This is a genomic window from Amycolatopsis dendrobii (assembly GCF_014145675.1).
In the GTDB taxonomy this organism is placed as follows: Bacteria; Actinomycetota; Actinomycetes; order Mycobacteriales; family Pseudonocardiaceae; genus Amycolatopsis; species Amycolatopsis dendrobii.
Genome location: NZ_JACGZW010000005.1, coordinates 573,507 through 585,728, shown reverse-complemented (window position 1 = coordinate 585,728; position 12,222 = coordinate 573,507). Strand labels below are relative to the sequence as shown.

11 protein-coding genes are annotated in these 12,222 nt (G+C 71.0%); 4 read left to right on the top strand and 7 right to left on the bottom strand.

Annotated features, from left to right (window positions below; translation table 11 throughout):
- Positions 1 to 4 precede the first annotated feature (4 nt).
- Both H4281_RS17725 and H4281_RS17720 read left to right on the top strand, forming a co-directional pair.
- Entirely contained in the window at positions 5 to 184 is a 180-nt protein-coding gene (locus H4281_RS17725; RefSeq protein WP_182892021.1) for a hypothetical protein, read from the top strand.
- A complete protein-coding gene (locus H4281_RS17720; RefSeq protein ID WP_182892020.1) occupies positions 181 to 972 on the top strand; it encodes a hypothetical protein in 792 nt (263 codons plus the stop codon). The genes H4281_RS17725 and H4281_RS17720 overlap by 4 nt, the downstream gene beginning before the upstream one ends.
- 1 nt (position 973) lies before the next feature.
- Here H4281_RS17720 and H4281_RS17715 read toward each other — a convergent pair whose 3' ends face one another.
- The 3 genes from H4281_RS17715 to H4281_RS17705 all read right to left on the bottom strand — a co-directional run bounded on the left by H4281_RS17715 (position 974) and on the right by H4281_RS17705 (position 3,385).
- Entirely contained in the window at positions 974 to 1,522 is a 549-nt protein-coding gene (locus H4281_RS17715; RefSeq protein ID WP_182892019.1) for a DUF6069 family protein, read from the bottom strand.
- Between the two features lie 44 nt (positions 1,523 to 1,566).
- Positions 1,567 to 2,160 carry an HdeD family acid-resistance protein gene (locus H4281_RS17710; RefSeq protein WP_182892018.1) on the bottom strand — a complete coding sequence of 198 codons (594 nt, stop codon included), beginning with the start codon at positions 2,158 to 2,160 and terminating at the stop codon, positions 1,567 to 1,569.
- Positions 2,161 to 2,248: 88 nt separating this feature from the next.
- The gene (locus H4281_RS17705) at positions 2,249 to 3,385 is read right to left on the bottom strand and encodes a cytochrome P450 (protein ID WP_182892017.1); all 1,137 of its coding nucleotides are present in this window, start codon (positions 3,383 to 3,385) and stop codon (positions 2,249 to 2,251) included.
- A gap of 97 nt (positions 3,386 to 3,482) precedes the next feature.
- On the opposite strand from H4281_RS17705, the gene H4281_RS17700 reads away from it, so the two are divergent.
- Entirely contained in the window at positions 3,483 to 4,538 is a 1,056-nt protein-coding gene (locus H4281_RS17700) for a TetR/AcrR family transcriptional regulator (RefSeq protein WP_182892016.1), read from the top strand.
- A gap of 104 nt (positions 4,539 to 4,642) precedes the next feature.
- Complete coding sequence (locus H4281_RS17695; protein ID WP_182892015.1) at positions 4,643 to 5,560, top strand: XRE family transcriptional regulator; 918 nt, start codon at positions 4,643 to 4,645, stop codon at positions 5,558 to 5,560.
- 43 nt (positions 5,561 to 5,603) lie between these two features.
- On the opposite strand, the gene H4281_RS17690 is transcribed toward H4281_RS17695, so the two are convergent.
- From H4281_RS17690 to H4281_RS17675, 4 genes are all read right to left on the bottom strand, one after another.
- Positions 5,604 to 8,903, bottom strand: coding sequence for a protease pro-enzyme activation domain-containing protein (locus H4281_RS17690; RefSeq protein WP_182892014.1), 3,300 nt, complete (start codon positions 8,901 to 8,903; stop codon positions 5,604 to 5,606).
- Positions 8,904 to 9,078: 175 nt separating this feature from the next.
- Positions 9,079 to 10,239 carry an MFS transporter gene (locus H4281_RS17685; RefSeq protein WP_182892013.1) on the bottom strand — a complete coding sequence of 387 codons (1,161 nt, stop codon included), beginning with the start codon at positions 10,237 to 10,239 and terminating at the stop codon, positions 9,079 to 9,081.
- Between the two features lie 284 nt (positions 10,240 to 10,523).
- The gene (locus tag H4281_RS17680; RefSeq protein ID WP_182892012.1) at positions 10,524 to 11,687 is read right to left on the bottom strand and encodes a S8 family peptidase; all 1,164 of its coding nucleotides are present in this window, start codon (positions 11,685 to 11,687) and stop codon (positions 10,524 to 10,526) included.
- A 61-nt stretch (positions 11,688 to 11,748) separates the two neighbouring features.
- Entirely contained in the window at positions 11,749 to 12,219 is a 471-nt protein-coding gene (locus tag H4281_RS17675) for a thioredoxin family protein (RefSeq protein ID WP_182892011.1), read from the bottom strand.
- Between the last annotated feature and the right edge of the window lie 3 nt (positions 12,220 to 12,222).

Here is a 12,222-nt window from a genome sequence, read left to right as displayed (position 1 = left end):
CAGTATGCCGAGTGAATTCGTGCGGGAACTGAAGCGGGGCGTCGCGGCGGCGCGCCAGGCGCTGGAGACCGCGGGCGAGGAAGAGTCGGACAGCCACCGCGCACGGCTCGCGGAGCTGCGGGAAATCGCGCGGCACAACGGAGTCGACCTCGACGGCCCGGACGCGGGCGAGACCGGCCGGTGAACGGGCTGCGGGCCGGGCTGGCGGTGGTCGGGGACAGCGCGCCGGACGAGCCGGAACCCTCGCTGGCGCTGCTGCGCGCCGACGCGCGGGCGATCCGGGAGCACACCGGCACACCGGCGTCGGCGTTCGCGGTGCGCTCGCGGAACGCGGGCGAACTGTCGGCCGCGCTGCGGTCGTTGCCGAGCGAGGTCGAAGCGGTGTACCTGACCGGGGCGGACCCGGCGAAAGCCCGTGCGGCGCAACGGGACATCGCCGCGGGCGGCGGGATTCCGGTGATCACCGAGGAGGAAACGTCGGGCATCGTGCTGGCCGCCGCCGTGCTGATCCGGTCGCGCAGGCTGCACGTCGCGCCGTTCGCCGCGAAGGTGGTGGTGGCCGGCGCGGACGCGATGCCGCTGCTGGTGCCGCTGCTGGTCGCGTCCGGGGTGGGGGACGTCGTGGCCTGGCGGCGTTCCGACGCGGCCGGGTACCCGCTGGCCGAGGTCGCGCGAAACGCGACCGTGGTGGTCGACGCGGCGGGAGACCTCGGCGGGTCGCTGCTGGTGGCGCCGGACCGAAGCGCGGGACTGCTGCCGCTGCCCGGACTGTTCGCGGCGTCGCGGCGAGGGCTGGTCGCGCGGCCGGTGAACGATCCGCTGTATCAGCTGGACGTGCACCGGGCGTGCGCGCACGCGTTGACGACGCTGGCACCGGTGGACCGGCTGCTGCCGGAACTGTCGGATCCGGATTTGGCGGCGCGGGTGTCCGACGCGATCGAAGAGGCGTTGCGGCCGCCTCGGCAGCGTTAGCTCAGCGGTCGTAGTACGTGGTCGGACCCTCCGGCCACTGCCGGGTAGGCGGAGGAGGCGGCTGCTGCTCCGCCCGGCTGCTCCGCTTCCGCCGGTGCAACGTCCGCGCACTGGCCGCCATGCTGCTCACCAGCGAAGCGATCACCAAGCCGATCACCAGGTTGATCGCCGCGGTGGCGATCTTCGCCTCCATGCCCACCGTCAAAGTAAGCGGCAGGACCACCGCGATCGCCGTGACCAGCACCATGATCCACCCGAAGAACTGGCCCGGCGCAGGTGTCGCCACGCTCAGCAGGTGCATCAGCCCGGTCGCCAGCAGCGCGACAGCGGCGGCGGAGATCGCGTATGTCGGCGTGCTCGCTTTGCCCCACAGGCCATCGCCTTTCGGGGCGAGCACGGGCACGTCGAAAATCCCTCGCGCGATCAGCAGGCCCACTACCGCCACGAGCGCCGCGACCACCGCGGTGGCCACGCCGCCCGCCCACAGCCTCGCCGCGTCGATGCCTGGCCGGGTGTCCTCCCCGTAGTCGCCGGGGTAGTGCTGCGCCATCAGCGGTCCCTCCGTCGCAAAACCGGTCGCTGCCGATTGTCCCGCTAGTTCGGCTGGTTCGCCGGGTCTGCGGATTTCGCCAGCGAACGCAACCGGAATGACAGGACCACGAGGGTTACCCCGTAAATGACCGCGTAAATCCCGATCAGCAGCGCGACGCCGAACGCGCCCGCGATCGGGTGGAACAGCACGAGCACCCCGGCGATCACCGAAAGCGCGCCCGCCACGATCAGGAACGCCTCGCCGGTGATCTGCTTGCGCAACCGGATCGCGGCGACGATTTCCATGATCCCGGTGACCACCGCCCACGCGCCGACGAGCGTCGCCAGCACCAGCACGGTCACCCCGGGCCACACCAGCGTCATGATCCCGGCGACCAGGCCCAGCACGCCGAGCAGCGCGTACGCGATCCGGTGTGTGCCGTCTCCCGGCCGGAATGCCTGCATGATCGCCCCGGCGGCGTCGATCAGCACGTAGATCCCGAACAGGAAAGCCAGCGCCAGCACGGTGATGCCCGGCCACACGAGCGCCAGCACGCCGAACAGGACGCCCAGGATCCCGCGCGTGAGCACGAGCGGCCACGCGCGCCGCGGATCGAGCACCGCGAAGCCGAGGACGGGCGGAATGGGCGTGGACATCGGGTGCCTCCCGGGGGTGTCGTGCTGACCTGGCGAAACGGTAGCCGGACCGGGGCGCCGTCGCCGGGACCTCACCCGATCGAGGGCGTTACCAGTCGACCGTCAGCCCGGCGAGCCGCCACGTTCCCGGGTCGGGTACCCGCTTCGCCTCAAGGACACGCAATCCGGCGAACCGGTCCAGCAACGCGGTCAGCGCCGCCTCCGCCTGCACCCTCGCGAACGACGCGCCGAGGCAGAAATGCGGCCCGTGCGCGAAACCGAGGTGCGCGCCTGCCGAGCGGCGGACGTCGAAGCGGTCCGGATCGGCGAAGACGCGCGGGTCCCGGTTCGCCGCGGCGATCGAAGCGGTGACCGGTTCGCCTTGGCGGATCCGCACGCCGTGCAATTCCAGGTCTTCGGTCGCCCGCCGGGGAATGGTCAGCAGCTGCGAACCGCACCAGCGCATCAATTCCTCGATCGCGCCCGGCCACAGCTCCGGTTCCGTGCGCAGCGCTTCGAGCTGATCCGGGTGCGCCAGCAGGGTTTCCACGGAATTGGCGATGAAATTCGCCGGAGTCTGCCCGGCCAGCACGAGCTGCCAGACCAGCGCGACGGCTTCCGTCTCGGTCAGGCCCGCGCTCGTCAGATGCGCCAGCATCGCGCTGTCCGGATGCGCGACCAGCGTCCGCGAGCTGTCGATGATCCCGGGCACGGCGGCGGCGAACTCGTCTCCGGACACCTGCACGACCGCCGCGCCGTATTCGTGCCAGCGCGGCCGTTCGGCGTCCGGCACGCCGACCAGGGCGCAGATGACCTCCATCGGCAGCGGCCGGGCGAACTCCGCCAGCAGGTCGACCGGGCCTTCCGCGGGCAGCGCGTCCAGGTACCGGGCGACGATCTTCTCGATCTCGGGGCGGAAGTCCAGCGCGCGGCGGGCGGCGAACGCGGGCGTGGCGAGCCGGCGCAGCCGGGTGTGTTCCGCCCCTTCCATTTCCTGCATGGTCCGCAGGTAAGGGCGGCAGTGCTCGGGGACGTCCGGACGCTGATAGCTGGCCTCGCTCAAGGCGAACCGCTGGTCAGTGAGCATCGCGCGGGCTTCGGCGTGCCGGGTCAGCACCCACATCGGCGGGAATCCGGGACCGGTCAGTCTGGCCAGCGGTCCCTGCTCGCGGGCGGCTCCGTAGGCGGTGAACGGGTCGCTCGTGACCGCGGGATCGGTCAGGTCGAGGTCGGGAACGGGGAGCACGGGGGACAAGGAAGACCTCCAGATGTTCAATTCAGATGATCTCATCATATGAATGGTGGCGGTATCTTGGCAAGGAAGCGGACCGGGAGGACTCACGATGGCGCGGCTCACCAGGGCGCAGACGCAGGAGCGCAACCGGGCGAAAGTGCTGGCCGCCGCCCGCGAGGAGTTCACCGAACGCGGCTTCCGCGACGCCAAGATCGACGTGATCGCCGAGCGCGCCGAGCTGACCCGCGGCGCGGTCTACTCCAACTTCCCCGGCAAACGCGCGCTCTACTTCGCCGTGCTCGCCGCCGAAGCGGAACGGTTCGCCGCCCAGCCGCCAGAACCGGACCCGGGCCTGACGCCCGCCGAGGCGCTCGGCGCGTTCGCCCGCGCCTGGGTCGCCCGGCTGCCGCTGGCCACCGATCCGGACGCGCGGCTCGGCGTCGACCTGCTGCCGGAAATCCTCGCCGACGAACTCACCCACCGCCCGTACGCGCAGTTGCTGCGCTTCGACGCGATCGTCCTCGGCCTGGTGCTGGAGCGGCTTTCGCCGTCGTCCGGACGGTCGGTGCGGGTGGCGGAAGCGGCGCTGACGATGCTGCACGGGGCGAGTCAGCTCGCCGCCGCGGCACCCGGTTTCGGGGAGCCGTTCAACGTCGTGCGCGCGTGCGAGGCGTTGCCCGCGCTGGGACTCGCGGACGCCTGGCCGGAGCCGCCGATCGTGCCGCAGGCGAAAGCAGCCGGGGAAATCTGGTCTCCGCCAGAGGTTTTCGACGCACTGCGGGAGCGTCCGGCGCGGATCGACGGGGACGGGGTGGTCGCGGTGATCGGGCTGCACCGGCTGTCCGCGGTGGAAGAAGCCTTGCGCGCGGCCGAAGAGGTCACGCTCGTCGTGGTGACGGGTCAGCCGGGGGAGCTGGTGCCGTTGACCAATCTGGTGCTGGCGGATCTGCGTGGTCTGCTGAAGCGGTCGTGCCCGGAATCGGCGTGGCCGGACGTGCGGGTGATCGTCGACGAGACCGGCGCGGTGGCCGCCGCGGCCGGGGTTTCGGCGGTCAGCGACGCGACCGAGACCGCTATCCGCGTCCACAATGGACACATTCTGCTGCGGGCGGAGGGCTTCGGCGCCTGCCACGCCGCCGCGACGGGCGCCGTGCCCGCCGGATGAATCGGCGGAATCCGCTGCCGGGCCGCCTAAACCCTTCCGACGTCGGTGGACAGGGCAGCCGCCGCGGCAGATAGTGGAGCGAAGATCGGCCGAAAGGAGCGGCGATGGCCGAGATCGCTCCGCTGGACCGGCAGTTGCGCGGCCTGCTGCGGCACGGCACGTTCGCGCAGGTCCTCGACCACGCGCTGAACGTCCGGGGGCTGAGCCTCGAACAGGTCCGGCAGCGGCTCGCCGGGCGGGGAGTGCGGGTCAGCCGGGCGGCGCTGAGCTACTGGCGCCACGGCCGCAGCCGTCCGGAACGGGCCGAATCGCTGCGTGCGGTGCGGGCCCTGGAGGCGGTGCTCGGCCTGCCGCCGGAATCGCTGGTCGCGCTGCTCGGCCCGCCCCGGCCGCGGGGAAGGGGAGCGGCGGCGGAACCGGAGGCCATCGACCGCAAACGGCTGTGGCCGGGCCACCGGCCGTTGCTGGCGGAGCTGAACCTGCCGCCGGACAATCTGGTGCGGCGTCTCGACGTGCACGAGCACCTGCGGGTCGACGAGCACCGGCGGCTGACCAAGGTGCACACCCGGCTCGTGGTGGAGGCCACCGCCGACCGGGTCGACCGGTGCGTGGTGTTCCTGTGGGCCGAGCGGTCCGCCCCGGCGCTGCCCGCCGAGGTCCGGTACTGCCGTCCCGGCCGGGTCCGGGTCGATCCGGAAGCCGGGGCGACGGTCTGCGAACTGCTGCTGGACCAGCGGCTCGCGACGGGCGAGCGCAGCGTGCTCGAGTACACCGCGGTCTACCCGCCCGGCCCGGAACTGACCTTCTACCACCACCGCTTCACCCGCCCGGTGCGGCAATACCTGCTGCAGGCGGAGTTCGCCGGCGCCCCGCCCGCCACCTGCGTGCCGTTCCGCCAGAACAGCGTGCAGGCGCCGCGGCGCCCCGGGCCTCCGCTGTGGATAGGGGCCTCGCGGACCGCGCATCTGGTGCTGACCGACGTCCGGCCGGGCATCGCGGGCCTGGCCTGGGAATGGGCTTGACCGGCGGTCCCGGGAAACCGCCGGCCAGCCCCTCCGCACCCGGTCAGTAGACGAACCAGGAGACCTGCGCCTTCCCCGCCGTGCCGGAGGTGTCGGTCGCGGTGATCGTCGAGCTCAGCAGACCCGAGGTGGTCTGCGGGTTCCCGGAGATCACGCCGGTGGCGCGGTCGATGGACAGCCCCGAGGGCAGTCCGGTGGCGCTCCAGGAGTAGCTGCCGGTGCCGCCGGAGGCGCGCATCGCCAGGTGCACCGGCGAACCGTGCGGCACCGCCTGGAAGCCCGGGTCGGCCACGGTGACCGGACCGGACGAACCGCCCTGCACGGTGAGGGTGAACGTGGTGTCGTGGCTCGCCGTGGCGTTCTTGCCGGTGATCGTCACCTTGTACGTCCCCTGCGGCGTGGAGGCGCTCGTGGCGATCGTCAGCTTCGCGGAACCGCCCGCGTTGACCGACGCCGGATCGAACGTCGCGCTCGCCCCGGCGGGCAATCCGCTCGCTGACAACGCGATGTCGCCGCCGGACGGAGGCGTGGCGCCGATCTGCTGGTTGGCCCAGTCGCCCATCGAACCCCACAGCTTGCCGTGCGCGTTGTAGGACGCACAGTCGGTGCGCAGCCAGGAGAAGACCCCGTAGATCTTGCCGTTGTAGTAGTACGGTCCGCCGGAGTCGCCTTGGCACAGGCCCTTGCTGCCGTCGCCGTAGCCGTCGCAGAACATGTACTGCGGCTTGAACACCGACGAGTCGATGGTGCTGCAGTTCGAACCGTCCACTGTGGGCAGCACGACCTCGCGCAGCTGGGTGTTCTTGCCGGCGTCATTGGCGTCGGTCTTGCCGTAGCCGATGGCCGTGCCCTGGGTGCCCAGCGGCAGGTCGTCGGCCGAGGACGCGATCTTCGGGTAGGTCATGCCCGCCGGAACGGGGATGTCGGTCTTCGTGAAGATGATCGCGACGTCGTTTCCGTTGCGCCAGCCCTGGTCGCTCTGCGGGCTGTAGTCCGGGTGGATCCGGAACTCCGCGATCTCGATCCGGGTGCCCTTGCTCGTGTCGTTCAGGTCGTCCCGTCCGTAGATCAGGTACTTCGGGTCGCCGTCGGCGAACTTGCAGTGCGCGGCGATCAGCACCGCCCGTTTGGCGACCACGCTGCCGGTGCAGGACTGCTCCTGCGGGCGCACCCCGCCGGTGCGGTGCTCGGAAATGATGAACGGGTACTTGGCGACGGTGGTCGGCTGCCCGTTGATCACGCTCGGGCTCGCCGAGGGCGCGGCGCCGTTCACCGCGGTCGTCGAGACGGTGGTCGTGGCGGATTGCCCGGCGTTGACCGACGCCGACGTCGGGTCGACGCTGAGGGAGAAATCGCCTTGGCCGGAACCGTTGACCGTCAAAGCGACCGGCGTCGTGTGCGTGGCATCAGTGGCTTTTCCCGTCACTGTAACGGTGTTCTGCCCTGGTGAGGCTGAGGACGACGCCGCGAGTGTGAGGGTGGACGTGCCGCCCGCGGTCACCGAGGGCGGGTCGAACGTCGCCGTGACGCCGGCTGGAAGCCCGCTCGCCGACAGCGCGACGCTCTGCGCGCTGCCCTTGACGACCTTGGTGGTGATCTTCGTGGTCGCCGACTTGCCCGGGTCGACGCTGACCGAGGCCGGGTCCGCGGCGAGGGAGAAGTCGTTGGCCGCGGGCGGCGTCGTGCCGTTGATCAGCGGGTCCGCCAGGTTGTCGCCCTGCATGGAGCCCCAGCCGGTGCACAGGTCGTAGCCGGTGCCCGCGTCGTAGGTGCCGTTGTTGCCGGAGATGACGTCGTGGAAGGCCGAGGAGTACTGCGCGGACTGGGCGATCGAGTACACCGTCGGGTTGATGGCGCCGAGATTGCTCTTGCCCGAGCTCTTCGCCTTCTGGTTCACCATCGCGAGATAGCCGGCCCACAGCGGGGAGGACAGGCTCGTCCCGCCGACGTCCTGCCAGCCGCCGTTCATGTACACCGAAAGCGCGCCCGCCCCGTAGTCGGCGTCGAGCGCGACGTCGGGCACCGAACGGTACTTGCTGCTGCCCGGCTGCCAGTCCGGCTTGCCGTAGACCGCCGAATACCCGCCGCCGGAGCGGGTGTTGCCGGTGCCGCCCTGGTTCCAGCACGACTCCGACTGGTAAGTGCCCGCGCTGTCGCTCGTCCGCAGCTGCGTGCCGCCGACGCCGGTGAACAGCGGGTCGCTGGCCGGGTAGTCGGCCTGCACGGTGGAGTTGTCGCCGTTGTAGCCGCAGCCGGTGGCTCCCCAGTCTCCGGAGGCCGACAGCAGAGTGACGCCCTGGGCGACCATCTGGGAGTAGGAGTCGTGCGACGCGGCGATCGGGTCGGATTCGCACTTCTCGCCGAGCAGCCACGAGCCGGACAGGATCGTGATCTCGTTGTCGCTCGCGATTTTCGCCATCTCGTCGACCCAGGCTTTGTCGCTGTTCGGCGCCTCGTAGACGATCTGGCTCGCTCCGGGCGCGGTGGCCGCGACCGCCTGGATGTCCAGCGTCACCTCCAACTGCCCGCTGCCCGGCTGGGAAACCCCGCCGTCCACCGGGACCGCCTTGGGCTTGACCGCGGGCTGCTTGAAGTAGTTCGTCCATGCGTCGATGTCGGACTGCTTGAACGAGTCGAACTCGATCAGCCCGACCGTCTGCCCGGATCCGTCGTAGGAACCGGAAAGCTGCTTCATGCTGTAGGCGGTGCGGAACTGGGCGGGGGTGTAGCCGCCGCCCGGGCCGCCGGGACCCGCCGGGGACGACGCGCGGTGCGCGATCGGCCGGTTCGTCAGGCCGGTCACCGTGCGCACGATCTTCGCGACCGACGACGGCACGCTCGGCGCGGATTCCCTGGCGTAAAAGTGCTTTCCGGCTGAGTCGGCGTAGTCGCCGAGCCGCGTGCCAAACGCCGCCTCCACCTGCTCGACGGTCCCGGCCGCGTCGACCACCTGGCGGTTGGCTGAGACGTCGGTGACCCGCAGGCCCTGTTTCTCCAGGTATGCCTTCGCAGCGTCCACATCGGACTCGCGCGGTGCGAAGCGGGCCGTGTAGTCCGCGCTGGACAGGAAATGCCGGTAGTCCGGCGAACGCGGATCGCTGACCGAGGCGACGAACTGGGCGAGCCCGGCTTCGTCGTGGGGACGCAGCGAGAGCGCGATCGGGATTTCCCGGCCGGGATCGGTGGCGCCGAGACGCTGCGCGCCCGCCGGGGCGGAACCGGTGGGCGCCAACGGCGTCCGCGGCTCTTGGGCGGCAGCCGAACCCGGTATCGCCAGAGCGGCTGTCAGGACGAGACCGGCTGCCGCGGCGGCCGGTCTCGCCCACAGGGAACGAGGGAGCACGATTCCTCCAAAGCGAAGCGGAGAAGAAACAGCCGGCCAAGGCTAGCCGCGGCGGGGGCCGCCGAATCGTGCTCGCTGAACGTTCGACGACGTTCAACCGTAATTCTGAACCAGGGCGTTTCCCCTGCTCAGAGGTAGTGGGGTGAAACAGTTTTCCACAGAGTGGCGGGTCAATTCACCGCGCTGGGAGGACGAAACGGGAAAGGAGAACCGGCACGACCGTCAACGCGATGGCTGTCCAGGGCAGCGCGCCGGGAGCTGTGCCGAGCAGGACTCCGCCGATCAGCGCGCCACCGGCGACGGCGCCGTTCCAGCTGGCGATGGTCAGCGACTGCGCGATGTCGGCACGGCGTCCGGCCAGCACCGCGGTGACCGCTTGGAACGACGTCGGCGCACCACCGAAAGCCAAGCCCCACAACGCACACGCGGCGAGCAGCAGCACCGGTTCGCGGCCGCCGAAGACGAGTATCCCGAAACAGCCGGCGGTGACGGCGGCGCAGCACGTGAGCACGGCACGGGGATGCCGGTCGAGGGCGAGCCCGACCAGCCACAGCCCGGCCACCGTGGCGGTGCCGAAGAGCAGCAGCCCGGCGCTCAACAGCACGAGATGCCCGTGAGCGGCGTAGAACGGCCCGAGATAGGTGTAGAACATGTTGTGCGCCAAGGAAAACGCTACCACCAGCAGCAACAGCGGACGCAGCCCCGGCGTGCGCAGCACGGCGCGGAGACTCGTCCGAGCCCCCGGTTCCTCGCCGGACAGCGGCGGAACCACCGCCACGATCCACCACAGCAGCGGCGCGGCGACGAGAGCCATCCCGGCGAACACCCAGCGCCAGCCGACGAGTTCGCCGAGGGCGGCACCGGCCGGGACGCCGAGCGCGAAACCCACCGGGGTGCCCGCCATCGCGACGGCGAGCGCGCGGCCGGACCGCTCCGCGGGCACGAGGCGCATGGCGTAGTTCGCCACGAGGGACCACAGAATCCCGGTGAGCGCCCCGGAGGCCACCCGCGCCGCGAGCACCAGCGCGAACCACGGGGACAGCGCGATCGCCAGATTGGCCGCCACGAACCCGGCGACCAGCAGGAGCAGGAGTTTCCGGCGCGGCATCCGGGCCGACGCCGCGGTCAGCGGCAGCGCGGTGAGGGCGGTGGTGATCGCGTAGACCGTCACCAGCTGTCCCGCGGCGGCCGGGGACACGCCGAGGTCGGCCGCGGCCGGGAGCAGGATTCCGGCCGGGACGATCTCGGTCAGGCAGCCGAGGAACACCGAGGCGGCCAAGGCCAGCAGGGCGGGGAGGGGCAGAGCGGTGCGGCCGGGCGGCGCGGTGACGTCCATGGCGGGGTCCTTGGGGTCGTGGCGGTCGGCCGCGTCGGTCAGGCGGGGGCGGGTGATTCGTCGTCGGGTTCGGTGTTGTGGCCGCGTCGGTCATGCCGTCGCGGAGCACGGCCGGGCGGGGGAAGTGCGGCCGTGCGGGGTGGGTGATGCGTCGCCGGTCGGTGATTTGGCGGCCGCGTCGGTCATGCCGTCGCGCGGCCGGGCGGGGAGGAGCGGCCGGGCGGCGCCGTGACGTCCGTGGTGGGGGGCCCTGACGTCGTGGCGACCGGCCCGGCCGCGCGCGGTTACGTGGTGTGCAGCAGCAGGTTGTGCGAGCCCTCGCCGGGATCGACGACCTTGTCCTTCGCGGCCGCGTCGGTCATGCCCTTGAGCACCTGGTCCGGCGTCGCGTCCGGATGCGCGGACAGGAACATCGCGGCCACCCCGGCCGCTTCCGCCGAAGCGATCGACGTCCCGGAAACCACGGCGGACGCGCAGTCTCCCGTGTTGTCCGCCGTCGGGATGTCCTTGCCTGGCGCGTAAAGGTCCACGCAGCTGCCGAAGTTCGACGACGGCGCCCGGTGGTCGGCCTGATCGGTGGCGCCCACGGTGATCCCGGTGGTCTGCCGGGCGGGCGTGATGTCGCAGGCGTTCACCCCGGTGCTGCCGTCGCCGTTGCCCGCGGCGACGGTGTAGGAGAGGCCGTTCTGGGTCATCTTGTAGAGCTGGATGTCGAGGACCGTGCCGCTGGGACCGGCGAAGCTGAGGTTCAGCAGGGCCGGGCGCTGCGCGTTGAGGTTCACCCAGTCCAAAGCGGACAGAATCTCCTCGGACGTGCCCGTGCCGTCGCAGCCGAGAGTGCGCACCGACTCGACCGAGGCCTCTTTCGCGACGCCGTAGCGGCTGCCCGCGATGGCGGCCGCGACCTGGGTGCCGTGGCCGTTGCAGTCCGTTCCGCTCTGGTCGTCGTCGGGATCGACCGCGTCGTACGCGGCGTGCGCGCGTCCGCCGAAGTCGTGGTGGCTGGTGCGCACCCCGGTGTCGAGCACATAGACGTGCACGTTGGCCGCGGTGTTCGGATAGGTGTAGCTGCCGTCGAGCGGGAGGTCTGTCTGGTCGATCCGGTCCTGTCCCCACGAAGGCGGGTCTTCCTGGGTTCCGGCGGCGGTGTAGACCTGGTTGGCCCCGACCGTGGTGACCGCGGCGTCGGTGAGGTACTTGTCGTGCTGTTCCCGGGTCGCCGAAAGGGAAAACGCCTGCGAGACCGAGTAGTAGACCCGGCGCAGCGTGCCGCCGTACTTGGCGATCAGCGCGTTCGCCGCGGCGGTGACCTTGTCCTTGTCTTTGTCCATCGGCTTGAGCCGCACGATGTACACCGCGGTGTCGTCCGCGACCGCCGCGGGCGCCGCGATGCCGGCCGCGAGCGAGAGCAGGGCCGCCAGCACGACGGCTTTCGGGGTGCGTTTCATGGTCGTCCCTTCGGGGAGCCTCCGCCGCGATCCCGGGGAATCCCGGCGGAGGCGGGCGCGGTCAGAGATTGTTCAGCCAGGTGCGCAGGTCGTCCGGGCCGCTGCCCTCGTCGAATCCGACCACCCGGCTGCCCTTCTCCTGACCGGCGGAGATGTCGATCAGCGTCGGGATGTACTCGATCCCGTACTTGTCGGCGATGTCCTTGTTCTGGCCCTGCTCGCTCAGGTCCACCTTCGCCCAGATCCACTTGCCGCCGTCGGCCGCGTGGTATTTCTCCAGGTAGGGGGCCATCTTCTGACAGGGGCCGCACCAGCTGGCGTAGAAGTCCAGCACGACCGGCTTGGTCTTGGACATCTCCATCACCTGGTCGTAGTTGGCCGAGGTGACGTCGACGACGGTCTCGTCCTGCGGCGCCAGCGAAGCGTAGGACGCCGGGGTCTGCGCGGCGCTCGCCGGCGTCGCCGCGGCACCGCCGAGGACTCCCGCCGTCATCGCCGCGACGGCCGCGAACATCCGGATTCTCGTTCCCATGTG

Bases quoted from the DNA above. Each gene is read 5' to 3' on its own strand.
- H4281_RS17725 (WP_182892021.1), top strand. From the start codon at position 5: ATGCCGAGTGAATTCGTGCGGGAACTGAAGCGGGGCGTCGCGGCGGCG.
- H4281_RS17715 (WP_182892019.1), bottom strand. From the start codon at position 1,522: ATGGCGCAGCACTACCCCGGCGACTACGGGGAGGACACCCGGCCAGGC.
- H4281_RS17710 (WP_182892018.1), bottom strand. From the start codon at position 2,160: ATGTCCACGCCCATTCCGCCCGTCCTCGGCTTCGCGGTGCTCGATCCG.
- H4281_RS17700 (WP_182892016.1), top strand. From the start codon at position 3,483: ATGGCGCGGCTCACCAGGGCGCAGACGCAGGAGCGCAACCGGGCGAAA.
- H4281_RS17695 (WP_182892015.1), top strand. From the start codon at position 4,643: ATGGCCGAGATCGCTCCGCTGGACCGGCAGTTGCGCGGCCTGCTGCGG.
- H4281_RS17685 (WP_182892013.1), bottom strand. From the start codon at position 10,239: ATGGACGTCACCGCGCCGCCCGGCCGCACCGCTCTGCCCCTCCCCGCC.
- H4281_RS17680 (WP_182892012.1), bottom strand. From the start codon at position 11,687: ATGAAACGCACCCCGAAAGCCGTCGTGCTGGCGGCCCTGCTCTCGCTC.
- H4281_RS17675 (WP_182892011.1), bottom strand. From the start codon at position 12,219: ATGGGAACGAGAATCCGGATGTTCGCGGCCGTCGCGGCGATGACGGCG.